The 21521-nt window shown below is 66.9% G+C and carries 24 protein-coding genes; 7 read left to right on the top strand and 17 right to left on the bottom strand.

The annotated features are described in order from the left end of the window. Positions 1 to 3: 3 nt before the first annotated feature. The 7 genes from phoB to BLQ70_RS10940 form a co-directional block, all read right to left on the bottom strand. Positions 4 to 711 (bottom strand): phosphate regulon transcriptional regulator PhoB, encoded by a 708-nt coding sequence (phoB, locus tag BLQ70_RS10970; RefSeq protein WP_061969982.1) that lies wholly within the window; start codon positions 709 to 711, stop codon positions 4 to 6. 13 nt (positions 712 to 724) lie between these two features. After that, on the bottom strand, positions 725 to 1444 hold the full coding sequence (phoU, locus tag BLQ70_RS10965; RefSeq protein ID WP_091856981.1) for a phosphate signaling complex protein PhoU: 720 nt from the start codon (positions 1442 to 1444) through the stop codon (positions 725 to 727). A 77-nt stretch (positions 1445 to 1521) separates the two neighbouring features. Next, positions 1522 to 2322 carry a phosphate ABC transporter ATP-binding protein PstB gene (pstB, locus tag BLQ70_RS10960; protein ID WP_091856980.1) on the bottom strand — a complete coding sequence of 267 codons (801 nt, stop codon included), beginning with the start codon at positions 2320 to 2322 and terminating at the stop codon, positions 1522 to 1524. 45 nt (positions 2323 to 2367) lie between these two features. Then, positions 2368 to 3252 (bottom strand): phosphate ABC transporter permease PstA, encoded by an 885-nt coding sequence (gene pstA / locus BLQ70_RS10955; RefSeq protein ID WP_091856979.1) that lies wholly within the window; start codon positions 3250 to 3252, stop codon positions 2368 to 2370. A gap of 8 nt (positions 3253 to 3260) precedes the next feature. Continuing rightward, complete coding sequence (pstC, locus tag BLQ70_RS10950) at positions 3261 to 4235, bottom strand: phosphate ABC transporter permease subunit PstC (protein ID WP_061969987.1); 975 nt, start codon at positions 4233 to 4235, stop codon at positions 3261 to 3263. Positions 4236 to 4391: 156 nt separating this feature from the next. Beyond that, positions 4392 to 5417 (bottom strand): phosphate ABC transporter substrate-binding protein PstS, encoded by a 1026-nt coding sequence (gene pstS / locus BLQ70_RS10945; RefSeq protein ID WP_061969988.1) that lies wholly within the window; start codon positions 5415 to 5417, stop codon positions 4392 to 4394. A gap of 114 nt (positions 5418 to 5531) precedes the next feature. Next, positions 5532 to 6590, bottom strand: coding sequence for an ATP-binding protein (locus BLQ70_RS10940; RefSeq protein ID WP_091856978.1), 1059 nt, complete (start codon positions 6588 to 6590; stop codon positions 5532 to 5534). A gap of 121 nt (positions 6591 to 6711) precedes the next feature. Here BLQ70_RS10940 and ppk2 point away from each other — a divergent pair, with 121 nt between their 5' ends. The 4 genes from ppk2 (at position 6712) to BLQ70_RS10920 (ending at position 9482) form a co-directional block, all read left to right on the top strand. Beyond that, positions 6712 to 7665 carry a polyphosphate kinase 2 gene (gene ppk2 / locus BLQ70_RS10935; RefSeq protein ID WP_091856977.1) on the top strand — a complete coding sequence of 318 codons (954 nt, stop codon included), beginning with the start codon at positions 6712 to 6714 and terminating at the stop codon, positions 7663 to 7665. A 91-nt stretch (positions 7666 to 7756) separates the two neighbouring features. Then, positions 7757 to 8353: a hypothetical protein gene (locus tag BLQ70_RS10930; protein ID WP_091856976.1), complete on the top strand. Its 597-nt coding sequence runs from the start codon at positions 7757 to 7759 to the stop codon at positions 8351 to 8353. Further along, positions 8350 to 8910 (top strand): hypothetical protein, encoded by a 561-nt coding sequence (locus tag BLQ70_RS10925; RefSeq protein ID WP_091856975.1) that lies wholly within the window; start codon positions 8350 to 8352, stop codon positions 8908 to 8910. Before BLQ70_RS10930 ends, BLQ70_RS10925 begins: the two co-directional genes overlap by 4 nt. Further along, the gene (locus BLQ70_RS10920; protein ID WP_091856974.1) at positions 8907 to 9482 is read left to right on the top strand and encodes a hypothetical protein; all 576 of its coding nucleotides are present in this window, start codon (positions 8907 to 8909) and stop codon (positions 9480 to 9482) included. The genes BLQ70_RS10925 and BLQ70_RS10920 overlap by 4 nt, the downstream gene beginning before the upstream one ends. Here the strand turns inward: BLQ70_RS10920 and BLQ70_RS10915 are convergent. The 9 genes from BLQ70_RS10915 to BLQ70_RS10875 all read right to left on the bottom strand — a co-directional run bounded on the left by BLQ70_RS10915 (position 9430) and on the right by BLQ70_RS10875 (position 18742). Next, a complete protein-coding gene (locus tag BLQ70_RS10915) occupies positions 9430 to 10728 on the bottom strand; it encodes a hypothetical protein (protein ID WP_091856973.1) in 1299 nt (432 codons plus the stop codon). The two genes, BLQ70_RS10920 and BLQ70_RS10915, sit on opposite strands and share 53 nt — an antisense overlap. Positions 10729 to 10814: 86 nt before the next feature. Then, on the bottom strand, positions 10815 to 12101 hold the full coding sequence (locus BLQ70_RS10910; RefSeq protein WP_061970000.1) for a TRAP transporter large permease: 1287 nt from the start codon (positions 12099 to 12101) through the stop codon (positions 10815 to 10817). After that, positions 12098 to 12610 carry a TRAP transporter small permease gene (locus BLQ70_RS10905; RefSeq protein WP_244511980.1) on the bottom strand — a complete coding sequence of 171 codons (513 nt, stop codon included), beginning with the start codon at positions 12608 to 12610 and terminating at the stop codon, positions 12098 to 12100. The genes BLQ70_RS10910 and BLQ70_RS10905 overlap by 4 nt, the downstream gene beginning before the upstream one ends. 165 nt (positions 12611 to 12775) lie before the next feature. Beyond that, a complete protein-coding gene (locus BLQ70_RS10900; protein ID WP_091857142.1) occupies positions 12776 to 13768 on the bottom strand; it encodes a sialic acid TRAP transporter substrate-binding protein SiaP in 993 nt (330 codons plus the stop codon). 72 nt (positions 13769 to 13840) lie between these two features. Beyond that, positions 13841 to 14536, bottom strand: a complete 696-nt coding sequence (locus tag BLQ70_RS10895) for a GntR family transcriptional regulator (RefSeq protein ID WP_061970005.1) — start codon at positions 14534 to 14536, stop codon at positions 13841 to 13843. 5 nt (positions 14537 to 14541) lie between these two features. Further along, positions 14542 to 15438: a dihydrodipicolinate synthase family protein gene (locus BLQ70_RS10890; protein WP_091856972.1), complete on the bottom strand. Its 897-nt coding sequence runs from the start codon at positions 15436 to 15438 to the stop codon at positions 14542 to 14544. 84 nt (positions 15439 to 15522) lie between these two features. Continuing rightward, a complete protein-coding gene (locus tag BLQ70_RS10885; RefSeq protein ID WP_082617579.1) occupies positions 15523 to 16341 on the bottom strand; it encodes a carbohydrate ABC transporter permease in 819 nt (272 codons plus the stop codon). Further along, positions 16341 to 17270 carry a carbohydrate ABC transporter permease gene (locus tag BLQ70_RS10880; protein WP_061970010.1) on the bottom strand — a complete coding sequence of 310 codons (930 nt, stop codon included), beginning with the start codon at positions 17268 to 17270 and terminating at the stop codon, positions 16341 to 16343. The genes BLQ70_RS10885 and BLQ70_RS10880 overlap by 1 nt, the downstream gene beginning before the upstream one ends. 134 nt (positions 17271 to 17404) lie before the next feature. Beyond that, the gene (locus BLQ70_RS10875; RefSeq protein ID WP_091856971.1) at positions 17405 to 18742 is read right to left on the bottom strand and encodes an ABC transporter substrate-binding protein; all 1338 of its coding nucleotides are present in this window, start codon (positions 18740 to 18742) and stop codon (positions 17405 to 17407) included. 201 nt (positions 18743 to 18943) lie between these two features. On the opposite strand from BLQ70_RS10875, the gene BLQ70_RS10870 reads away from it, so the two are divergent. Together BLQ70_RS10870 and BLQ70_RS10865 are read left to right on the top strand one after the other, a co-directional pair. Then, positions 18944 to 19804: an amidohydrolase family protein gene (locus tag BLQ70_RS10870; RefSeq protein ID WP_091856970.1), complete on the top strand. Its 861-nt coding sequence runs from the start codon at positions 18944 to 18946 to the stop codon at positions 19802 to 19804. Continuing rightward, on the top strand, positions 19798 to 20253 hold the full coding sequence (locus tag BLQ70_RS10865) for an RbsD/FucU family protein (RefSeq protein WP_091856969.1): 456 nt from the start codon (positions 19798 to 19800) through the stop codon (positions 20251 to 20253). Before BLQ70_RS10870 ends, BLQ70_RS10865 begins: the two co-directional genes overlap by 7 nt. A 1-nt stretch (position 20254) precedes the next feature. On the opposite strand, the gene BLQ70_RS10860 is transcribed toward BLQ70_RS10865, so the two are convergent. After that, positions 20255 to 20515, bottom strand: coding sequence for a hypothetical protein (locus BLQ70_RS10860; RefSeq protein ID WP_091856968.1), 261 nt, complete (start codon positions 20513 to 20515; stop codon positions 20255 to 20257). A 191-nt stretch (positions 20516 to 20706) separates the two neighbouring features. Here BLQ70_RS10860 and BLQ70_RS10855 point away from each other — a divergent pair, with 191 nt between their 5' ends. After that, entirely contained in the window at positions 20707 to 20931 is a 225-nt protein-coding gene (locus tag BLQ70_RS10855; protein ID WP_139163521.1) for a hypothetical protein, read from the top strand. Positions 20932 to 21521: the final 590 nt, after the last annotated feature.

Genomic DNA, 21521 nt, shown 5'->3' with positions numbered 1-21521 from the left:
GGCTTACGCGGCTCCGCTGCGCGCGAAGGTCTCGTCGAAGGCGTAACCCGCGCCGCGCACGGTGCGCAGCGGGTCCTTGGCGTCGCCCGGCGTGATCGCCTTGCGCAGCCGCCCGACATGGACGTCGACCGTGCGCTCGTCGATATAGACGTCGCGGCCCCAGACGGCGTCGAGGAGCTGGGCGCGCGAATAGACCCGGCCCGGCGCCTGCATCAGGAACTCGAGCAGGCGGAACTCGGTCGGGCCGAGATGCAGTTCGCTCCCGGCGCGCCGGACGCGGCGCGTCGTGCGGTCGAGTTCGAGATCGCCGGCCGCGAGCAACCCTGCGACATGGCCAGGCTTCGCTCTGCGAAGAAGCGCCTGGATGCGGGCGATCAGCTCCGGCAGCGAGAACGGCTTCACGACATAGTCGTCGGCGCCGGTCGCAAGCCCGCGCACGCGCTCGGTCTCCTCGCCGCGCGCCGTCAGCATGATGATCGGCACGCGCTCGGTGTCGCGGCGCGAGCGCAGGCGCCGGCAGAGCTCGATGCCGGAGAGACCCGGCAGCATCCAGTCGAGCAGGACCAGATCGGGCGTGGAATCGCGCAGATGCAGCTCGGCGTCATCCCCGCGCGCGACGCTGTCGACCTCGAAGCCCTCGGCTTCGAGGTTGTAGCGCAGCAGCAGGGTGAGCGGCTCCTCGTCCTCGACGATCAGGATACGTGCGGCCATGATGGCTTTGACCTCAGTTTCCCGTCACCGCTTCGACCTCGATATTGGTCGTGTCGAGCTTCGGCCGGTTCACGTCGAGGGAATCGCCGGTGACGAGGTAATGGATCGTCTCGGCGATATTGGTGGTGTGGTCGCCGATGCGCTCGATATTCTTGGCGCAGAACAGCAGATGCGTGCAGAAGGTGATATTGCGCGGGTCCTCCATCATATAGGTCAGGAGTTCGCGGAACAGCGAGGTGTAGAGCGCGTCGATCTCGTCGTCACGCTTCCAGACCTCGAGCGCCTTCTGCTCGTTGGTCGCGGCATAGGCGTCGAGCACGTCCTTGAGCTGGGCCTGCACGAGGCGGCTGATATGCTCGAGACCGACGACCGCACGATGCGGCGGCTGGAACTGCCCGGCGATGGCGACGGCGCGCTTGGCGATGTTCTTGGCGAGATCGCCGACGCGCTCAATGTCGGAGGCGAGGCGGATCGCCGAGATCAGCTCGCGCAGGTCCTGCGCCAGGGGCTGGCGCCGGGCGATGGTGAGCACGGCCTTTTCCTCGACCTCGCGCTGGAGATTGTCGAGGCGCTGGTCGGCTGAGATGATCTTCTGAGCGAGCGCGGTGTCGCGACGAACGAGCGCGACGGTCGAGTCGCCCAGCATGCGCTCGGCCATGCCGCCCATTTCAGCGAGGCTGCGGCGGATGCCTTCGAGATCGGTGTCGTAGGAGCGGACGATGTGGTCGGTCATTGCGTGTTCCTCAGGCGCATCGGCCCGAAAAGTGGAAACCGGTTTTCGGGCAAGCCGATGCGAAACAAAAATGCCGCTTAGCCGAAACGGCCGGTGACGTAGTCCTGGGTCTGCTTCTTGGCCGGGTTCATGAAGATCGTGTTGGTCGGCGCGAACTCGATGACCTCGCCGAGATACATGAACGCCGTGTACTGCGAGATGCGCGCCGCCTGCTGCATGTTGTGCGTGACGATGGCGATGGTGAAATCGCTCTTGAGCTGCTCCAGCAGGTCCTCGATCTTGCCGGTCGAGATCGGGTCGAGCGCCGAGGTCGGCTCGTCGAACAGGATCACCTCAGGCTTCTGCGCGATGGTGCGCGCGATGCAGAGGCGCTGCTGCTGGCCGCCGGAGAGGCCCATGCCGGAGCTCTTCAGCTTGTCCTTGACCTCGTCCCAGAGCGCGGCGCGGCGCAGCGCGCCCTCGACACGGTCGTCGAGCTCGGATTTCGGCGGCTTCTCGTAGAGGCGGATGCCGAAGGCGACGTTGTCGTAGATCGACATCGGGAACGGCGTCGGCTTCTGGAAGACCATGCCGACGCGCGAGCGCAATTCGTTCACATCGACGTCGTTCGAGATGATGTTGCGGCCGTCGAGCATGATCTGCCCTTCCGCGCGCTGCTCCGGATAGAGCGAGTAGATGCGGTTGAAGATGCGCAGCAGGGTCGACTTGCCGCAGCCGGACGGGCCGATCAGCGCCGTGACGTGGCGATCACGGAAGTCGAGATTGATGTTCTTCAGCACCTTGTGCTCGCCGTAGTAGAAATCGAGGTTCTTCACCGCGATCCGGACGGGCGCCTCGGCATCGAGCGACTGGGGGGAGAGTTCAAGGGTCGAAAGCATCGACTTAGGTCCTCAAGGTCGGTCGCGACCGGGTTGGTTTCAGGCTCACTTGCTGCCGGCGACGATGCGCCGGGCAACGATCGAGAGCACGAGGATCGAGACGGTGATGATGAGCGAGCCGGCCCAGGCGAGCTGCTGCCAGTTCTCGTAAGGGGCGGAGGCGAACTGGTAGATCGTTACCGGCAGGTTGGAGACGCCGCCGGTGAGCGTCGGCGAGAACCAGAAATTGTTGTTGAGCGCGGTGAAGAGCAGCGGCGCCGTCTCGCCGGCGATGCGGGCGAGCGCCAGCAAGATGCCGGTGACCATGCCGGCCTTGGCCGCGCGCCAGGTCACCGAGGTGATCACGACGGAAGGCGGCGCGCCGAGCGCGGCGCCAGCCTCGCGCAAGGGGCCGGGCACGAGGTTCAGCATGTCCTCGGTGGTGCGCACGATGACCGGGATCGCGATGATGCCGAGCGCGACGCCGCCGGCCCAGCCGGAATAGCCGCGGAACGGCTCCACCAGGATGACGTAGACGAACAGGCCGATCAGGATCGACGGCGCCGAGAGCAGGATGTCGTTGATGAAGCGGATCAGGTTGGCGAGCTGCGAGCCGCGGCCGTATTCCGCGAGCCAGGTCCCGGCGAGCACGCCGATCGGCGTGGCGATGGCGATGCCGAGGAAGGTCAGCACGAAGGAGCCGACGATGGCATTGGCGAGGCCGCCGCCTTCCGTGCCGGGGCCGGGCGTGACCGCGGTGAAGGTGGCGAGCGAAAGCCCGCCGATGCCCTTCACCACGAGCATGCCGAGGATCCAGAACAGCACGAAGATGGCGATGAAGGTGAAGCCGGTGGCGATGATCTTCATCAGCCGATCGGCGGTGCGACGGGACTGGCGCACGCGGCCCCAGGGCTGATGCGGCAGTTCGCGAGGCGTGGTCGTCATGGTCATGGGGGGCCTCAGTAGCGCTTGACGCGGGCGACCAGCAGCCGCGCGATGACGAGGACGACGAAGGTGACGAAGAACAGGATGCAGCCCAGCGCGATCAGCGCGTTGAGCTGCAGCCCCAGCGCCTCGTTGAACTCGTTGGCGATGCGCGAGGCGATGGTGGAACCCGGGTCGAACATCGAGGCCGAAAGCCGGTTGGCGTTACCGACGACGAAGGTCACCGCCATCGTCTCGCCGAGGGCGCGGCCGAGGCCGAGCATGACCGCGCCGATGATCGAGACGCCGGCCTGCGGCACCAGCACATGGCGCACGACCTCCCAGGTCGTCGCCCCGATGCCATAGGCGCTCTCGCGCAGCACCGAGGGGATCTGCTCCAGCATGTCGCGGGTGATCGAGGCGATGAAGGGGATGATCATGAAGGCGAGGATGATGCCCGCCGTGAAGATGCCCAATCCCGAAGGCGAGCGCGAGTAGAGCACGGTGCCGACGATCGGAAGGCCCTCGACGATGTTCGAGAGCGGGATCTGCACATAAGCCGCGAAGAGCGGCACGAAGACGAACAGGCCCCACATGCCGTAGATGATCGAGGGCACGGCCGCGAGCAGCTCGATCGCGGTCGCGACCGGCTTCTTGAACCAGGCCGGGGCGAGCTGGGTCAGGTAGACCGCGATGCCCAGCGAGAGCGGCACGCCGATCACCAGCGCGATCAGCGCCGTCGAGAGCGTGCCGACGATCGCCGGCCAGGCGCCGTATTGTTCGTTCTGGGTATCCCAGACGCTGGAGGTGATGAAACCGAGACCGAATTCGCGGAAGGCCGGCCAGCCGCCGATGACCATCGAGACCATGATGCCGGCGAGCAGCACCAGCACCAGCAGCGCCGCACCGAAGCTGGCATTGCGGAAGATGGCATCGAAGGTCGCCTTCGGCGTCTTCCGCACGATCGGCGTCGCGCCGGGAATGCTCGTCATGTCGGTTGCTGCGGTCATCCGCGAAGGCTCCGGTGGCATGGCCGGGATCGTCGGAGGGTCCGCCCGATCCCAGCCCTCATCCTGAGGAGCGCCCGAACAGGACTCCTCAGGATGAGGGCTTGAAGAGTGCGGCAAGGCGGGTCGAACCCCGCCTCGCCTTGTCGATGGCAGCGATCAGAAGATCGGCTTGCCGGCCGTGTCGGTCACGCCCTTCCAGGCGTTGCGGACTTGGTCCTTCACGTTCGTCGGCAGGGCGACGTAGTCGAGCTCGCTCGCGAGCTTGTCGCCGTTCTTGTAGACCCAGTCGAAGAATTTCAGAGCGGCCTGCGTCTCTTCCGGCTTCTCCGGCTTGGCATAGACCAGGATGAAGGTCGCCGAGGTGATCGGCCAGGCATCCGCGCCCTTCTGGTTGTTGAGCGAGATGCCGAAGCCCGGCTGCTCGTTCCAGTTGGCATTGGCGGCGGCGGCCTGGAAGGCCTTCTCTTCCGGCGCCGGGAAGTTGCCGTCGGCATTCTTCACCAGGGCGTGGGAGAGCTTGTTCTGCTTGGCATAGGCATACTCGACATAGCCGATCGAGTTGGCGACCTGCTTGACCGAGGCCGAGACGCCCTCGTTGCCCTTGCCGCCGATGCCGACCGGCCACTGGACCGACTGGTTGGCGCCGATCTTCGACTTCCACTCAGCCGAGGCCTTGGAGAGGTAGTCGGTGAACACGAAGGTCGTGCCCGAGCCGTCCGAGCGGTAGACCGGGTTGATGTTCGCGTCCGGCAGGGTGACGCCGGCATTGAGCGCGACGATCTTCGGGTCGTTCCACTTCTTGATGTCGCCCAGATAGATCTGGGCGATGATCTCGCCCGAGAGCTTGAGCTTGCCGGGCTCGACGCCGGCGATGTTCACGGCCGGCACGACGCCGCCCATCACGGTCGGGAACTGGATCAGGCCGTCCTTGGTCAGGTCTGCGCCCTTCAGCGGGGCGTCGGTGGCGCCGAAGGCGACGGTCTTGGCCTTGATCTGGCGGATACCGCCACCCGAGCCGATCGACTGGTAGTTCAGGCCGATACCCGTCTCTTTCTTGTAGGCCTCGGCCCACTTCGCATAGATCGGGAAGGGGAAGGTCGCGCCGGCACCGGTGATGTCGGCGGCCTGGGCGGAACCGGCGATCCCGACGGCAACGGCCGCGAGAACAAGAATCTTGCGCATGTGAGAAGTCCTCATCTGATCGCTGTTTGCAGCGACCCTGTCAGAACACCCTCTGTATGACAGCCAAATGACAGTTCGTCATGAAAGCTGTCATGAATGGCTGTCATGCACGGATCAGCCGTTGGTGCGCCCCGCCTCGAAGCGCGGCAGGATCGCCCGGAAGGTCGCCCCCTCACCCGACTTGCTCTCGATCGTCAGCCGGCCGCGATGGCGCAGCACGATGTGCTTGACGATCGCAAGCCCCAGCCCGGTGCCGCCCGCTTCGCGGCTGGCCGCGGTGTCGACCCGATAGAAGCGCTCGGTCAGGCGCGGCAGGTGCTCCGGCGCGATACCCGGCCCGTCGTCGCGCACGCTGAAACTCGCCTCGCTCTCGCCGGCGTCGACGGTGACCGCGACCTCCCCGCCCGGCTTGCCGTATTTGATGGCGTTCTCGACGAGGTTTTCCATCAGGCGCAGCAATTCGTCGCGATCGCCCGGCACCTGCAACGCCTCGCGCGGCGTCTTCAGCACCAAGGCGACCTGTCGCTCGCGGGCCATCAGCGTCAGCGAATCCACGATCTCGCGGGCGATACCCGCCAGATCGACCGGGGTATCCGGCGCGACATGGGCGCGCTGCTCGATCCGCGACAGCGAGAGCAGGTCGTCGACCAGCCTGGCCATGCGCAGACCCTGCTCGCGCATGATCCCGAGAAAGCGCTCGCGCGCCCGCTCATCGTTGCGCGCCGGGCCTTGCAAGGTCTCGACGAAGCCGAGCAGCGAAGCCAGCGGCGTGCGCAGTTCATGGCTGGCATTGGCGACGAAATCGACGCGCATGCGCTCGATCACGCGCTGTTCGCTCAAATCCTGGAAGGTGAGCAGCGTCGCATGGCGCAGACCGCTGTCGCGCAGCGCGGCGATATGGATGCGGAAGGTCCGCTCCACCGGCACGCGCTCGATGAGCTCGATGGTCTTGGCGCCCCCCTCGATCGCGACCTGCTCGATCGCGTCGTTGAGGTCGGGATCGCGCAGCACCAGCGCCAGGAGCTTGCCGGCCGCCAGCCCCGGGATCAGCGCCTGCATGGCCGGGCTCAGCGCCTGCGCCACACCCTGCCCGTCGAGCAGCACGGCCGGCGCGCCGAGCGCCTCGACCACGTCCCGCACCAGCGCGGCATTGGAAGCGGAAAGATTGACCATGCAAAGCCCGGAGACAGACGGCGGATGCCGACGGGGCCTCTTCCTGAGCGGAACAGCGGCGGGCGTCAATTCCCTTCCGCGAGCTAGCCGGCTAGGCTGATCCAAAGCGGAGAACAGGACGATGGCCAAGAAAATCTCGGATCCGGGCGCGAAGGAATCTGTCGTCGCTCCGTCGGAGGAGCACGGCAAACCAGCCAAAACCCGCACCAGATCCAAAAAGCCGAAGGGCTTCGACATCGAGGCCGACAGCCTGCCGGAAGCCATCATCGACGCCGCCTATCACAGCGGCAATTACCCCTATGGCAAGCGGATGAAGCGCAAGCGCTACAACCGCGAGATGGAACCGCTGCAGATCGAATTGCAGAAGCTGACGCGCTGGGCGAGCAAGCATGGCGAGCGCATCGTCATCGTCTTCGAGGGCCGCGACGGCGCCGGCAAGGGTGGCACCATCGCCCGCTTCACCCAGCATCTCAATCCGCGCCAGGCCCGCATCGTCGCCCTGTCCAAGCCCTCCGATACGGAGAAGGGCCAGTGGTATTTCCAGCGCTATGCCGCGCAGATGCCGACAGCCGGCGAGATCGTGTTCTTCGACCGCTCCTGGTACAACCGCGCCGGCGTCGAGCGCGTCATGGGTTTCTGCAAGCCGGAGGAGACCGAGCATTTCCTCGATGAGGCCCCCGCCTTCGAGGGCATGCTCGCCCGTGACGGCATCCGCCTGATCAAGCTTTTCCTGACCATCGGCCGCGAGATGCAGATGACTCGCCTGCACGCCCGTTGGCACGACCCGCTCAAGCGCTGGAAGCTCTCGCCGATCGATTTCGAGTCGGTCCCGCGCTTCGACGACTATTCCCGCGCCTTCGACGAGATGCTCTCCCGGACCTCGACCAAAGCCGCGCCCTGGCATGTCGTGCGCAGCAACGACAAGCTCCGCGCCCGACTGAACGCCATCCGGCACGTCCTGCGTGCGATCCCCTACAAGGACAAGGACGAGGCCGCGATCGGCACGCTCGACGAGGAGATCGTCATCCCCGTGAGCCGCTATCTCGACAACGGTGGCGAACCCGAAAGCCACTGATTCCGGCCCACCGAACCGCTCCTGCCGGATTCCGGTCACAGAATCGGGTGATCTTCCCGCTCCGACCGGAGCGGAGACGAGCAACCGGCCCATGGCGACCACGGCTTTCGCAAGCCTGCGGCGATCCTTCGCGTCGAAGCTGACGATCGGCATCGGCGGCTTGCTGGCGCTTGGGCTGACCACCGCCCAGACCCTGCGCGAGGCGATGCCACCCGCCAATCTTCCGGCTGCGCAGGCCGGGCAGCCCATCGAGGCCGGGCGCTGGCAACTCGTCATTCGCGAGGCCGGATTGAGCAGCGCCCCGCGCCCCGACGGCTATCGCGGACGGCCCGGCACGAAGGCGCTCAGCGTTGATCTCGACCTGATGAACCGAAGTTCGGAGAGCAGCAACGCGATTGCCCGCATCCTGAGCTTCGATCCGCCGATCGCTGGCCTTTCGCCTTTGCCGACTGCTTATCTGCTGCGCGACGGCGCCATCCTCGGCGCCCTGCAGCCTGGCCTGCCGGAGCGCATCCGCATGGTCTGGGACCTGCCGGAAGCTGCCCCGGCGCCTGAAGCCATCCGCGTCGTCGTCACCGGCGAGACCTTCAAGCCGCGCGACAATCTCCTCGCCGCGCCAGGCTGGTTCAATCGGAAGCCCGTCGCCGCGATCACCTTGCCGCTGCGAACGGAAGGCGGCGGCTCATGATCCGCGCCCTCGCCCGCGTCACCGCGCTCGCCGTCGCGGCGCTGCTCCTCTTCGCCCTGCAGCAGACCACGCCGGGCTATAGCGAGATCACCGGCCCGATCACGCAGCACGGCGTCGCCGGCACGACCACAAATGCCCGCGGCTTCACCCTGCGCGTCGAAAAGGTCGTCCTGGCGGAGCGCCTGCGCTGGCAAGCCTTCGGCCGCAGCTACGACCGTGACACCGGCGGGCTCTGGGCCGTGGCCGTCGTGGAGGTCGAGGGCACCCCCGCCACCACGGCACTCAGCGGCGCAACCTGGCTGGCGGCGTCCGGCCTGCGCTTCGAGGCAAGCGAGCGGGCCGAGTCGTTCCGTGGCTTCCTGCGCGGCAGGCGCCTCGAACCCGGCCTGCCACAGCGGGGCCTGCTGATCTTCGAGATCGGCCGCGACGCGGCGCGCAATGGCGCCCTGCTCGTCTCGATGTCGCGCTGGCCGCGCCTCGACACGCAATTGCGCATCACGATCCCCGACGAGCGTATCGAGCAGGCCGAAACCCTCGACCTGGAAACGCTGACATGACGGACGCGACCGTAGCCGAACCCGCGGCGAAGCCGCCGCCGAACTGGCGCAGGCGCTGCCTCTGGGCACTGCCGATCGTCCTGCCCCTGGCCTTGTTCGTGCAGGCGCGCAAGACCGTCTCGGCCTGGGCCGGAGCCAGCGATCTCGTCGCGCAGACCTCGCCGTTCGACCGGCCAGCTCCCTTCGCCGGCGCCGAATGGCGCATCGTCAGCCTCCAGCGCATCGCCGAACGGCCGAATGGCTCTACCGTCGCGCTGCTGCGCCTCGAGGCGAAGGTGCTGGATGCGGAGAGCGTTGCGCAGCCGCCCTGTCGCATCGCCTTGCTCGCCCCGGACGGCCGGCGCTGGCAGCCCGCCTTCCTGGCGCCGAGCGAGGCGAGGCGCGTTCTCAGCCGCGAGAAGGACGAGGGCAAGACCTGCGGTCCCGCCTTCCTCGGCAAGCCGGTTACCGGCTCGACCGTCGCGATCACCGAGAGCTTCATCCTGCCGACATCGGCCTTCGCGACGGCCGATGTCACGATCAGCCTGCCGGCGTCGCGGCCGCGCTACCTTCGCTTTGCGCGGACGCACTGAGCGCCTCGACCCGCTTTGCCGATGCCTGCTCCACCACGGCCGCGATAAGGCAGATGCGCAGCGCCTCGACGAGGATACCGCCGCGGATGTCGCTGGGACCGCCCAGGAAGAAGGCGATGATGCTGGCCAGCGCCTGCCAGGCCGGCAGCTCCTGCGGCCCGATCAGATGCGCGAGGCCGATCCAGCCCCAGGCCGCCGCCCAGCCGATGACGCGATAGAGCAGGACGAAGCCGATCAGCACCGCGAGCCCTGCCCCGAAGGCGAGCCGCACACTGTTGGCGATCGGCAGGTAGCGGGAGCGGTAGCCGGCGACGAAATGGTCGAGGAACTCGCGCAGGAATTTCGGCAGTCGCCCATAGCGCGACAAGGCCGCCGCGGTGCGCCGGTGGCCACTCAGCGCCGCCGCGTCCTTCATGTCGAAGCCGTAGATCACCGCCGCCATCAGGAGCCAGACCAGCGGCAGCAGGGCATAGAGGAAAAGCCCCTGCGCGCTGCTCTGCAAGGAAGGCGGCGCGAGATCGACCGCGACGGGCGTCGCCGCCTGCGCCTTGCCGATCAGCCCGAGAAGAAGGTCGCGCGCCCGGATCAGATAGGGCAGCGGCCCACCTGTGCCGATCCAGGCCCAAGCCGCATTCTTCCACCCCGCGAGCGCATAGAGGCCGACGAAGATCCAGTTGGCGTCGCAGAGCACGATGACGAATTGCCAGGCCGGGCGCGAGCTGCGCGTCTGCATCAATTTCGCCAGCCTGCGCACCGCGAAGGCGAGCGCGACCGCGATGCCGAGCCAGAGCGTCGCCGGGACGTCGAACAGCGACACTTTCTGGCCGAGATCGGCCATCTCCAGCGCCAGCAGCGAGTAATCCCGCACCGTGTCGCCGAGAAAACCCCAGGCCGCGTAATAGGCGAAGAAGGGAATGATCGCGATCGCGACCACGCCGAGCCAGTCCGGGTCCTTCGCCGCGATGTCGGCAGCTCCTGCGCGCGGCTTCACCGGAAACAGCGCGGCCACCGCCGGCATCGCCGGGCGCAGCGACAGGAACATGGCGACGACCGTGATGAGCCTCACCAGCACGATCGCCGAGAGCACGACGAAGCCGGCGAGCGCGTTAGCAAAGCCCGCCTTCACCGCCAGCGGCATCAGGAGGTCCGTGACCAGCGCCCCGCCGGCAGCGACGCAAAGGAGCATCGGCCAGCCGAAGCGCCACAGATGGATGAATTGCCGGGTGAGGTCGCCGATCTCGCGCATCGGCGCCAGTCTAGGCGATCGCTCCCGGATGGCGAACCCGGCCCGGGCGCATTGCTGACACGCCCTGCCAGGAACAAGCCTCCCCGTCAGCGCCCCATGATCAATTGCGGCAGCCAGGTCGTCAGCGGCGGCCAGAGCGTGATCGCGATCAGGACCGCGATCAGCGGCGCCAGCCAGGGCACGATCGCCCGCGACATCGCCTCGAAGGAGATGTTCGCCACCTTCGAGGTCACGAACAGCACCACGCCAACGGGCGGCGTGATCGTGCCGATCATCAGGTTGAGCACGAAGATCAGCCCGAACTGGATCGGATCGATGCCGAACTGTGCCGCCGCTGGCGTCAGGATCGGGATCAGGATCAGCATCGCCGCCAGCGCCTCCATGAAGCAGCCGACGAAGAGCAGCAGCAGGTTGACGATCAAGAGGTAGACGATCGGGCTGCCGGCAAGCTCGACCAGCGCCGGCCCGACCACCTGCGGAATCCGCGAGATCGACAGGCACCAGCCGAGCGCCGCCGCCGCCATCACCAGCGCCAGCACGACACCGGTGGTTTCGACGGTCTGGACCACGAGCTCCGGCAGGGTCTTCAGCGAGAAGCTGCGATAGACGAAGAGGCCGAGCACGAGGGCATAGGCGGTCGCCACCGCCGCCGCCTCGGTCGGCGTGAAGATGCCGCCCATCATGCCGCCGAACAGGATGACCGGCGTCATCAGCGCCCAGTGCGCCTCCCTGTAGGCGACCCAGAGCTGGCGGAACCCGGGGAACGGATGGCGCGGCAGGTCACGCTTCCGGGCGATGTAGACGACCATCGCCATCAGCGCGCCCGCCATCAGCAGGCCGGGAATGATGCCGGCGATGAACAGCCCGCCGATCGAGACATCGGCGGTGACGCCATAGATCACCATCGGCAGCGAGGGCGGGATGATCGGCCCGATCGTCGCGGAAGCCGCCGTGATCGCGGCCGCCGTCTCGGCATCGTAGCCCTCGTCCCGCATCGCCTTGATCTCGAGCGTGCCGACGCCGCCGGCATCCGCCACGGCCGAGCCCGACATGCCCGCAAAGATCACGCTGGCGAGGATATTGGCATGGCAGAGCCCGCCGCGCATGAAGCCGACGCAGGCCGTGGCGAAGCCGAAGATCCGGTCGGTGATCCCCGCCGAGTTCATGATGTTGCCCATCAGGATGAACAGCGGCGCCGCCAGCAGCGGGAAGGAATTGGCGGATTGCGCGATCTTCTGCGGCACGATGCCGAGCGGGAAGCCGCCGAGGAAGACGAAGGCGACGGCCGCGAGCCCCATCGAGACGAAGAGCGGCACGCCGATCATCAGGGCCAGGAACCAGACCGGCAGGATCTGCAGCATCAGCGTGGTCATAGCGCCTGCGCTCCTGGTTCCGCGACCTCGACCTTGCGCCCGGCCAGCACGTCGCCGATCTCGGCCAGCGCCTGCAGGATCAGCGCCAGCGCGGCGAAGGGCATGACGATGTAGAGCGCCGCCGAGCTGACCGGCAGCGCGATCGATTCCACGTCCCAGGTCCGCTCGATCAGGCCCCAGGAGTAACGTAGCAGCACGGCAGCGAAGACGATCACCGAGGCTTGCGTCGCGATCTCCAGTGCCGCCTGCACCGGGCGCGGCAGGCGCTGAGCGAAGACCATGATGCGGATATGCGAACGCCGCCGCGCCGCGATGATCCAGCCGACGAAGCCGGTCCAGACCAACAGGTACTGCGCCAGCTCGTCCGACCAGGCCAGCGGCTGGTTGATCTGGCGGAAGAACACGCCGAGCACCACGACGGCGAGCAGCGTCAGCAGGAGCACGACCGCGGCCCAGTAGACCAGCCGGTCCGCCAATGCGGCGAGGGATTTCATCGGATGACCAGCCATGTCCTGATGCTCGGATGAACGGGAGGGCACATATGTGCGGCTCGCGCCGTCATGTTCGCCCTTGTGGCGAGCATCCACGTCTCGAGCGCAACCCGTCGGGAATGAAGACGTGGATGGTCGGGACGAGCCCGACCATGACGAAGCGGTTCCGCCACTGGCAGTGCCTTACAGCGCCGCCAGCGCGTCCCAGGTGCCCTTGCCCCATTTGCTCTCGAACTGCTTAGGCAGGCTCGCCAGCACAGGCTTGGAGAAGCTTTCCAGATCGGGCTCGGTCACGGTCATGCCGCCCGCCTTCAGCGTCGCGACGAGGCTGTTTTCCTGGCTGGTCAGCTCCGCGTCCTGCCAGGCGACGCCATCGGCGATCGCGGCTTCCACCTCGGTCCGGTCGGCGTCCTTCAGCCCCTTCCAGAAATCGCTGTTCACGATGACGAGCCGTGGCGTGATGATGTGTCCGGTCAGGATCAGGTGCTTCTGAACCTCCTGCAGCTTGGCGCTGTGGATCGTCGGCAGCGGGTTCTCCTGCCCGTCGACGGCGCCCTGGCTGAGCGCGAGATAGAGCTCGTTGAAATTGACCGGCGTCGCCTTGGCGCCCCAGGCTTCGACCATGGCGCGGAAGGTGTCGACCGGCGGCACGCGCAGCTTCAGTCCCGCGACATCAGCCGCGCTCTTCACCGCCTTCGATCCGGTCGTCAGGTGGCGCTTGCCGTAATAGGTCACCGCCATCATGCGCATGCCGCGCTTCTTCTCGAGCTCGGCATTCATCTGCGTGAACACCGGCGCCTTGGCGACCTTCGACATATGGGCCGCGTCGCGCCAGAGATAGGGCGCTTCCACCACCGAGAGCTGCGGCAGGAAGGAGCCCAGCGCCGCCGCGCCATCGGTCGTCATGGTCAGCGCGCCCGAGGAAACCGATTCCATCATGTCCTTGCCGGAGCCGAGCTGGCCGGCCGGGAAGGACTGGATATCGACGCGGCCCGAGGTCTTCTCCTTCACCTGCTTGGCGATGCGCTCGACCATCTGCACCTGCGGATGCGTCGCCGGCAGCATCTCGCCCCAGCGCAGCACCGTCGCCTGTGCCCTTGCGACCGCCGGCATGAACACCGTCGCGCCGACAGCGGCGGAACCCTGGAGCAAGCTGCGTTTCGTCAGTCTGGTCATCATCGCTTCCCTCCCATGCGGCCGGTTTTCCGGCTCGTCGTCATGCTGTGCTGCGTGGTCGTCCTTAAGTCGTCAGTACTGCATCGCCCTGGCGCGAGCGTTGCCGATATGGATGCTCATTTCGTCCGATGCCCGTTCCGGGTCGCGACTCTCGATCGCGGCGATGATCTTGAGATGGTCCTGCATCACCGGCACCAGGATGTGGTTCTGGATGCGCGTCTCGTATTGGCGGATCAGCCTGATCTTGAGCCAGGTCACGCGGAAGGCCTGGCTGACGATGTCGTTGTCGAGATGGTCGATGATCGCCTCGTGCATCAGGCGGTCGACATCCTCGGCATCCTCGATCAGCCGCTCGTCGCCGCCGGCTTCCGCCCGCGCGATGATCGCCTCGTGGCGGGCGCGCTGCTCGGCGATCTCCTCATCCGTCGCGTTCTGCGTGTAGAGCGCCGTCGCCTCCCTTTCCAGGAAGAGCCGGAACTGGAAGGCGTTGCGGATCAGGTTGAGATCGACATGGGCGACCTGCATGCCGCGCTGCGGCACGGTCTTGATCAGCCCCTCAGCCTCCAGTCGCGGCACCAGCTCGCGGATGGCGCCGAGCGGAAACCCGGTCATCGCGACGAGCTCGCGCTGGGTCACGAACTGGCCGGGCTTGATCTCGCGCGCCAGCAATCGCTCGGTGAAGGAGGCATAGGCGCGCTCCCTCAGCTTCAGCGGTTCGCCTTCACGCGGTTCCTGCTCCGGCTCGCTCACGATCCCTCCTTCCGGCATCCCTGTCAGGCAGCCTTGGCCTGCTTGATCGAATCGAAGGCGGCAAAGAGCCGCTTGCGGGTGCCTGCGTCCAGCGCTTCCAGCGGCGGGCGCATCGCGCCATAGCCCTCATCGCCATGGATATGGCCGACCAGCGCCTTCACCGCCGCCAGCACCGGATGCGAGCAGATCTCGTCGACCAGCGCATTCACCACCGGGCTGTCCTTGCCCTCATAGACCATCGGGCGCAGCAGGCCGGGAACCAGATTGGCGAGGCCGCAGATCGAGCCCTCGGCCCCGTTGCGGACCGCCTTGGCGAGCTGGCGCTCGTCGCCGACGAGGATGGCGAGTTCGCCATGCGCCTTCAGCAGCGCCTCGGTATTGGCATAGCTGCCCGAGGAGTCCTTCACGCCGATGACGAGGCCGGGGAACGCGGTCTTGAGCCGCTGCACCAGCCCGACGCTGATATCGACCGCCGTCACCGAGGGGATGTGATAGACCACGACATTGCGGGCGGAGGCGCCGAGCTTCTCGAAGAACTGCGAGAACCAGACATAGAGCCCCTCGTCGCTGACGCCCTTGAAGTAGAAGGGCGGCGCGACCAGCAACCCCTTCGCCCCGGCATCGAGCGCGATGCGGGCCTGCTCCACCGCCTCGTTCATTGAGGCCGCCGCGATGCCCGCATAGATCTGCCTGGCCGGGTCGATTCCCGCTCCGATCAGCGCGCCCATCATCGCGGTCCGCGCCGGCAGGCCCAGCGCCGCGCCCTCGCCCGTCGTACCGAACAGCGTGACGGAATCGCAGCCCTCGGCCAGCACATGGCGGGCGTGATGGACGAGACGCGGGAGGTCGACGCTGCCGCCCTCCCGCATCGGGGTGGTGATCGCGCAGGAGAGGCCGAAGCGGGTCTTTTGGGTGGCCATTTGAGAGGGCTTTCAGGGCTGAATGTTGACTGACATGTTAGAATGAAGACAGAGCCGCCCGCAAGCGGTCCGGCGGACTTGTCTCTAGCCGTCCTTGAGGCCTCCGGCAGAGAGCCCGGCAACGATCTGGCGCTGGGCAATGACGGTGACGAGCAGCACGGGCAGCGTCACCAGCAGCGCCGCGGCAGCGAGCGGCCCCCAGGAGATCTGCTCGAAGGTCAGGGAATTGTAGACGGCCGAGGGCAGCGTCCGGCTCGCCTTGCCGCCGAGCACCACCGAGAAGATGAAGTTGTTCCAGGAGAAGATGAAGGCGAGGATGCCGCCGACGACGATGCCCGGTTTCGCCAGCGGCAGTGCGACATGGCGGAAGGCCTGCCAGGTCGTGGCGCCGTCGATGCGCGAGGCATCCTCCAGCTCCATCGGCACGTTCTCGAAATACCCGATCATGATCCAGACGATGATCGGGATGGTGATGACGAGATGGGTGATGACCAGCGCCGTAATGGAACCCACCAATCCCGTGATCTGAAAGAGCAGGAAGAGCGGGATCAGGTAGGAAAGCGCTGGCGTCATCCGTGCGACCAGGATCAGCACCGCGAATTTATGCGCCTTGCCGCGCGCGATGCCGTAGCCGGCGGGCACGCCGACCAGCAAGCCGAGCAGAACCGCCCCGCCGGTGACCAGGATCGAATTCCAGAGGTAGAGCCCGAAATTGTTCTGCGCGAAGACGTCGACATAGTTCTTCAGCGTCGGCGGATCGGGGATGAAGACCGGCGGGAAGGCGGTGTTGTCGAGCTCGTTCTTCAGCGACAGCGAGATCATCCAGAGGAAGACCAGCACCGCCGGCGAGACCAGCACGAAGACCGAGGCCCAGAAGCCGAATTTCTTGAGCGCGCGGTTCATCACGCGTTCCACTTCGACTTCTGCCGCGCATAGAGCAGCAGCAGCGAGAGCATGATGATGATGACGAAGAAGATCACCACGACGGCCGAGGCGTAGCCGATCTTGTAGAACTGGAAGGCCTGCAGATAGAGGAAGATGTTCAGCGTCTCCGACGCCGTGCCCGGCCCGCCCTGCGTGATCACGAAGATCGTATCGAAGGCCTTCAGCGCATCGATGGTGCGGATCACGATCGCGACCATGATGAAGGGCCAGACCAGCGGCAGCGTGATGTGCCGGAACATATGCCAGTCATTGGCGCCGTCGATCAGCGCGGACTCGTAAGGTTCTCGCGGCAGCCCGGCCAATCCGCCGAGCACGATCAGCATGACCAGCGGCGTCCAGTGCCAGACCTCGACCAGGACCAGCGTCGGAATCACCGTCGACGACTCGTAGACCCAGCCGGAAGGCCCGATGCCGACGAGCGAGAGCAGGTAGTTGAGCACGCCGAGCTGCGGGTGGAACATCATCGTCCAGACCAGCGCGACCGCGACCGGTGTCGCCATCATCGGCATGACGAAGATCGTGCGCAGCACGCCCCGCATCGGAAACTCGCGATGGAAGACCAGCGCCGCCGCCGTGCCGAAGACGATCGGCAGGACCACCGCCAGCACCGTGAAGTAGAGCGTATGCCCCATCGACTCGATGAAGCGCTGGTCCTTCATCAGCTCGGCGAAGTTGCCGAGGCCGACGAACTCCACCCCGCCGCCGATCTTCCAGTCCTGCCCGGACATGTAGAGCGTGAACAGCCAGGGGAAGACGATCACCGCCGCGATCACCAGCACCGCCGGCAGCGAGAACAGCCAGTAGCGCGGCGTGAAATCCGCCGATGCCGCGGCCACGCTCGCTTGTGTCGTACTCGGCATGCTGGCTGGCAGGGACGTGCTGGTCATGCGGTCTGCTTCACTGGAAACCCATCGTCATGCTCGCCCTTGTGGCGAGCATCCACGTCTTGAACACAGCCTGCGACGCGGGAGGACGCGGATGGTCGGGACAAGCCCGACCATGACGATCCCGCTTCGCGCCCTCAGCCCTGCTCGCTCTTGGCGAGAACCGGCGCGAAGGTTTCGGTCGCTTTCTTGAGCTCGGCCGCGACATCCGCCCCGCCGATCATGTTGGTGAGCCCCACGCCGAACACGTCGCGGAACTCGGTCACCGGCACGATCTGCGGCAGGCCGGCCCGCGCGATCTTGGCCGAGGCCAGCAGGCACTCGAAATACTGCTTGCCGAACTTGGAACTCGCGATCGTCTCGGTGTCCAGATAGGCCGAGGAACGGCCAGGCGCGCCGGCGCCGGCCTTGAGCATGGCGATCTGGTTCTTCTTGTTGGTCATGAACTGGAGATAGAGCCAGGCCGCCTCCTTCTTCGAGGAGCCGCGCGAAATGCCCATGCCGTCGGCGAACATGCCGGCGTGATGCGCCTTCGGCCCCGGCGGCGTCACGCCGTAGCCGACCTTGCCGACAATGCGTGACTTGGACGGGTCCTCCAGCGGTGTGGCGAAGCCGATGCCGTCGAGCCACATCGCGGCGCGGCCCTGCATGAAGCTGGTCTGGCACTCGTTCCAGTTGAAGCCGACCTGCCCGACCGGGCCGGTCTCCTTGTTGAGCTTGCGATAGAGTTCCGCCGCCCAGATCGCTTCCGGCGTATCGGTGAGCAGCTTGCCCTCGGGCGAAACCGTCTCCATGCCCTGGCCGAGCATCAGCGAGGTCCAGACGGGGACGTTGGCGTTCTTCAGGCCGCGCGAGACGAAGCCGGCGACGCCCTTCGCGGGGTCATGCAGCTTCTGCGCGGCGGTGAACATCTCGTCCATCGTCTTGGGATAGGCGACCTTCTTCGCGTCGAAGAGCTCCTTGTTGTAGTAGATCATCCAGTAGTCGACGAAGAACGGGATCGTATCGAGCGCCCCGTCGGCCTGGCGCGCATAGGCGACCGGGCCGGCACCGAAATCGGCGAAGTCGAAATCCGGCGCGGTCAGCGACGCGTTCTTGATGTAGGGATCGAGGTTCTCGAACCACTTGCCCTTGGCCGCCATGCGCTTCTGCACATGCAGCGAGATGCCGCTGACATCGAAGCTCGGCTTGCCCGAGGCGAATTCGATCACCGCCTTCTGGCGCTGCTGCTGCTCCGGCACCTGCTCGGCCGAGACCTTGATGCCGGTGAGCTCGGTGAACTCCTTCTCCGCCGCCTGCATCAGGTCGGAGCGCGGGTTCTTGACCAGCAGCACGTCGATCGTCTGGCCGGAGAACTTCTTCCAGTCGAACGCCCCTTGCGCCTGCGCCTTGCGCAGCACGAAGGGCGAGGCGATCGCGGCGGCGCCGCCGGCCAGCAGGACACGACGGGTCGGCTTGAGAAGATGGTCGGTCATCGGCGTCCTCCCCAGGACTTGAACACGGCCCGTTTCGGGCCTTTGATGGCGCGCGGATCACGAGGCGGAACGCCACCTCCCGCTTCCGCGATCGGGCTGGACGCTAATCTCCTTTCGGGCCGGTTGCAAGCTAACATGTTGGCGTGCACATAGTAGTGTCACATCTCCCCTGCCGCCGCCGAACCGCCGCGAGAGCCGCCCGTGACGAGCCCGCCCCGCATCGATTCCCACCAGCATTTCTGGCGCCTCGCCCGCGGCGACTATGGCTGGCTGACGCCGGCGCTCGGCCCCATCCATCGCGATTTCGAACCTGCCGACCTCGCCCCGCTGCTGGCACAGCACGACATCGCATCGACCATCCTCGTCCAGGCCGCGCCGACCGAGGCCGAGACGCATCACCTGCTCGCCATCGCCGCCGCCACGCCCTTCGTCGCAGGCGTCGTCGGCTGGACGGATTTCGACGCGCCCGACGCCCCTGCCCGCATCGCAGCCCTCGCCGCCGATCCGCTGCTTGTCGGCTTGAGGCCCATGGTGCAGGACATCCCCGATCCCGGCTGGCTCGCGAAGCCCGCCCTCGCCCCCGCCTTCGCCGCGCTCAGAGAGCACGGCCTCGTCTTCGACGCGCTGGTGAAGCCGCCGCAGATCCCCGCCCTCCTCACGCTGCTGGAGCGCGAGACGGAATTGCCCGTCGTCATCGACCACGGCGCCAAACCCGACCTCGCCGGCGCCGACCTCTCCGCCTGGCGCGGCGGCATCGCGGCGCTGGCGGCGAGGCCGAACACGACCTGCAAACTCTCCGGCCTCGTCACCGAGGCTGCGCCCGGCTGGCGCGAGGCGACACTGGCGCCGGCCGTCGCGCAGCTGCTGGCCTGTTTCGGGCCGGAGCGCCTGCTCTGGGGCAGCGACTGGCCGGTCGCGACGCTCGCCGCCAGCTACGACCAATGGCTTGCCGCCACTGAGCGCCTCACCGCGACGCTCACTGAACCCGAGCGCGCCGCGATCTTCGGCGGCAACGCCGCCCGCATCTACCTGACGAAGAGGGGCCGCCGCCCGTCATGCTGAAAAATCTCGACCCTGTCCTCTCCGCCGACCTGCTCTGGGTGCTCGCCGCGATGGGCCATGGCGACGACCTCGCGCTGGTCGATGCCAACCACCCGGCGGAGACCATCGCCAGCGCGACCACCAGCGGGCGCCTGATCCGCCTGCCCGGCCTGACGATGCAGCGCGCCGCCCGCGCCATCCTCTCGGTGCTGCCGATCGACGATTTCGAGCCCGCACCGCTCCGGCGCATGGAAGTGGTCGGCGATGCCGCCGCGATCCCCGATGTCCAGCGCGCGGTCCAGTCCGAAATCGACAAGGCGCTCGGCCGCTCCTCGCCGCTCGCTCGCCTCGAGCGCTTCGCCTTCTACGATCAGGCGCGGCGGGCTTTCGCGGTCGTGCAGGTCGGCGATCCCCGGCCCTATGGCTGCTTCCTGCTGCGCAAGGGCGTCATCGCCGGCGAGCCGGGCTAGCTCACGAACCTTTGGCGACGGCCTGCTTCAGGCGCGCGACAGCCTCCGCCGCGCCAGACCGAACCGTGATCTCCAGCGTCGGCGCCTCGCGCTCGATCATCTCGATCAGCGTCTCGGGCGTGATCTCGGCCCGCTGCTGGGTGAGCTTCAGCACGGCATTGGCGATGATGTTCGGCCAGAACGCCGCCCCGCCCTTGGCCAGCCCCTTGGCCTTGCGGCCCTCGAATTCCTGGGCGAGCTGTTCGGGGGTCTTCTTGGCCATGGTCTCTTCACCTGTTTCGGATCGAGCCGCTGCCTATCACGAAATGCGCAGCCCTGCCTGCCCTCTTCGACCGCACTGCCCTGCCCGCGCATCGGGCCTGCGACAATCGCATTTGCAAGCAGGCGCGACGCAAGGCAGGAGCGGCGCCCGAGGCGAAGCCTGTGATGCGGCCGCCCGTTCAGGACCAGACCATGACCCGCCTCGCCTTGCTCGCCGCTCTCGCCGGCCTTTTCCTCGCCGCGCCCGCCGCCGCCCGGATCACCGACCGGGAGCAGAGCTGCGCCGACTGGCTGAAATCCGGCGCCCACCGCAAGAGCGAATACTCAGCCCCCGTCGCGAACAAAATCAGGGCCTTCTGCGCCGCCAATCCGAAGATGAAGGCGATCGACGCCGAAATGACGATGACGGGGGATTGAGCGGAAACGTTACGCTCCCCGTCATGGTCGCCCTTGCGGCGACCATCCACGTCTTCGCCGATGCAGGTCGTGTTCAAGACGTGGGTGCTCGGGACAAGCCCGAGCATGACGGCCGGTCTGCGTGCATGCATCTTCGCCGCCCGCGTTGCCGCGTTCGTTGATCGATGAGGGGCAGCGGAGCGCCGCGAGGCGCGGGGGGGTATCGGCCGCTTCCATTGAGCCAGGATGCGGCGCGGATGGATTGAGCCACCATCCGCACGCCCCGTGGCGCTCCGCTTGCCGGCGTTCTTCAGTCTCCGGGCCGCGCTTATACGGCAGGGCGTTTCGCTGACCTGCGGGCCTCGACGCCAGTTCGGCAGAGACGCTTGCGCGATCTCCTTTGTCTCGTGCAGCGGATGATCCCGAAACGGGCCAAGCCATTTTCGGTCCGATGCCGGCCTTGTCGCGTCCTGGCCCCGCAGATGCGGTGCCGCCATGCCTTCCAGCGAGCTCCTCGCACAGGGGCCGTAGTACCCCCAGGGCGGTGCCCCGAAGCCTCCCGGGAGTGGGTCGCAACCCCACCCGCAGGCGCAGCCCCCGCCCCGCCAACG

Origin of the sequence: Allobosea robiniae (genome assembly GCF_900102525.1) — a bacterium.
In the GTDB taxonomy this organism is placed as follows: domain Bacteria; phylum Pseudomonadota; class Alphaproteobacteria; order Rhizobiales; family Beijerinckiaceae; genus Allobosea; species Allobosea robiniae.
The sequence above is the reverse complement of the archived record's forward strand: the minus strand, read 5'-3'. Positions and strand labels throughout refer to the sequence as shown.

Coding starts and splice junctions, on each gene's coding strand:
- phoB (WP_061969982.1), bottom strand. CDS start 711: ATGGCCGCACGTATCCTGATCGTCGAGGACGAGGAGCCGCTCACCCTG.
- phoU (WP_091856981.1), bottom strand. CDS start 1,444: ATGACCGACCACATCGTCCGCTCCTACGACACCGATCTCGAAGGCATC.
- pstB (WP_091856980.1), bottom strand. CDS start 2,322: ATGCTTTCGACCCTTGAACTCTCCCCCCAGTCGCTCGATGCCGAGGCG.
- pstA (WP_091856979.1), bottom strand. CDS start 3,252: ATGACCATGACGACCACGCCTCGCGAACTGCCGCATCAGCCCTGGGGC.
- pstC (WP_061969987.1), bottom strand. CDS start 4,235: ATGACCGCAGCAACCGACATGACGAGCATTCCCGGCGCGACGCCGATC.
- pstS (WP_061969988.1), bottom strand. CDS start 5,417: ATGCGCAAGATTCTTGTTCTCGCGGCCGTTGCCGTCGGGATCGCCGGT.
- BLQ70_RS10940 (WP_091856978.1), bottom strand. CDS start 6,590: ATGGTCAATCTTTCCGCTTCCAATGCCGCGCTGGTGCGGGACGTGGTC.
- ppk2 (WP_091856977.1), top strand. CDS start 6,712: ATGGCCAAGAAAATCTCGGATCCGGGCGCGAAGGAATCTGTCGTCGCT.
- BLQ70_RS10930 (WP_091856976.1), top strand. CDS start 7,757: ATGGCGACCACGGCTTTCGCAAGCCTGCGGCGATCCTTCGCGTCGAAG.
- BLQ70_RS10925 (WP_091856975.1), top strand. CDS start 8,350: ATGATCCGCGCCCTCGCCCGCGTCACCGCGCTCGCCGTCGCGGCGCTG.
- BLQ70_RS10920 (WP_091856974.1), top strand. CDS start 8,907: ATGACGGACGCGACCGTAGCCGAACCCGCGGCGAAGCCGCCGCCGAAC.
- BLQ70_RS10915 (WP_091856973.1), bottom strand. CDS start 10,728: ATGCGCGAGATCGGCGACCTCACCCGGCAATTCATCCATCTGTGGCGC.
- BLQ70_RS10910 (WP_061970000.1), bottom strand. CDS start 12,101: ATGACCACGCTGATGCTGCAGATCCTGCCGGTCTGGTTCCTGGCCCTG.
- BLQ70_RS10905 (WP_244511980.1), bottom strand. CDS start 12,610: ATGGCTGGTCATCCGATGAAATCCCTCGCCGCATTGGCGGACCGGCTG.
- BLQ70_RS10900 (WP_091857142.1), bottom strand. CDS start 13,768: ATGACCAGACTGACGAAACGCAGCTTGCTCCAGGGTTCCGCCGCTGTC.
- BLQ70_RS10895 (WP_061970005.1), bottom strand. CDS start 14,536: ATGCCGGAAGGAGGGATCGTGAGCGAGCCGGAGCAGGAACCGCGTGAA.
- BLQ70_RS10890 (WP_091856972.1), bottom strand. CDS start 15,438: ATGGCCACCCAAAAGACCCGCTTCGGCCTCTCCTGCGCGATCACCACC.
- BLQ70_RS10885 (WP_082617579.1), bottom strand. CDS start 16,341: ATGAACCGCGCGCTCAAGAAATTCGGCTTCTGGGCCTCGGTCTTCGTG.
- BLQ70_RS10880 (WP_061970010.1), bottom strand. CDS start 17,270: ATGACCAGCACGTCCCTGCCAGCCAGCATGCCGAGTACGACACAAGCG.
- BLQ70_RS10875 (WP_091856971.1), bottom strand. CDS start 18,742: ATGACCGACCATCTTCTCAAGCCGACCCGTCGTGTCCTGCTGGCCGGC.
- BLQ70_RS10865 (WP_091856969.1), top strand. CDS start 19,798: ATGCTGAAAAATCTCGACCCTGTCCTCTCCGCCGACCTGCTCTGGGTG.
- BLQ70_RS10860 (WP_091856968.1), bottom strand. CDS start 20,515: ATGGCCAAGAAGACCCCCGAACAGCTCGCCCAGGAATTCGAGGGCCGC.
- BLQ70_RS10855 (WP_139163521.1), top strand. CDS start 20,707: ATGACCCGCCTCGCCTTGCTCGCCGCTCTCGCCGGCCTTTTCCTCGCC.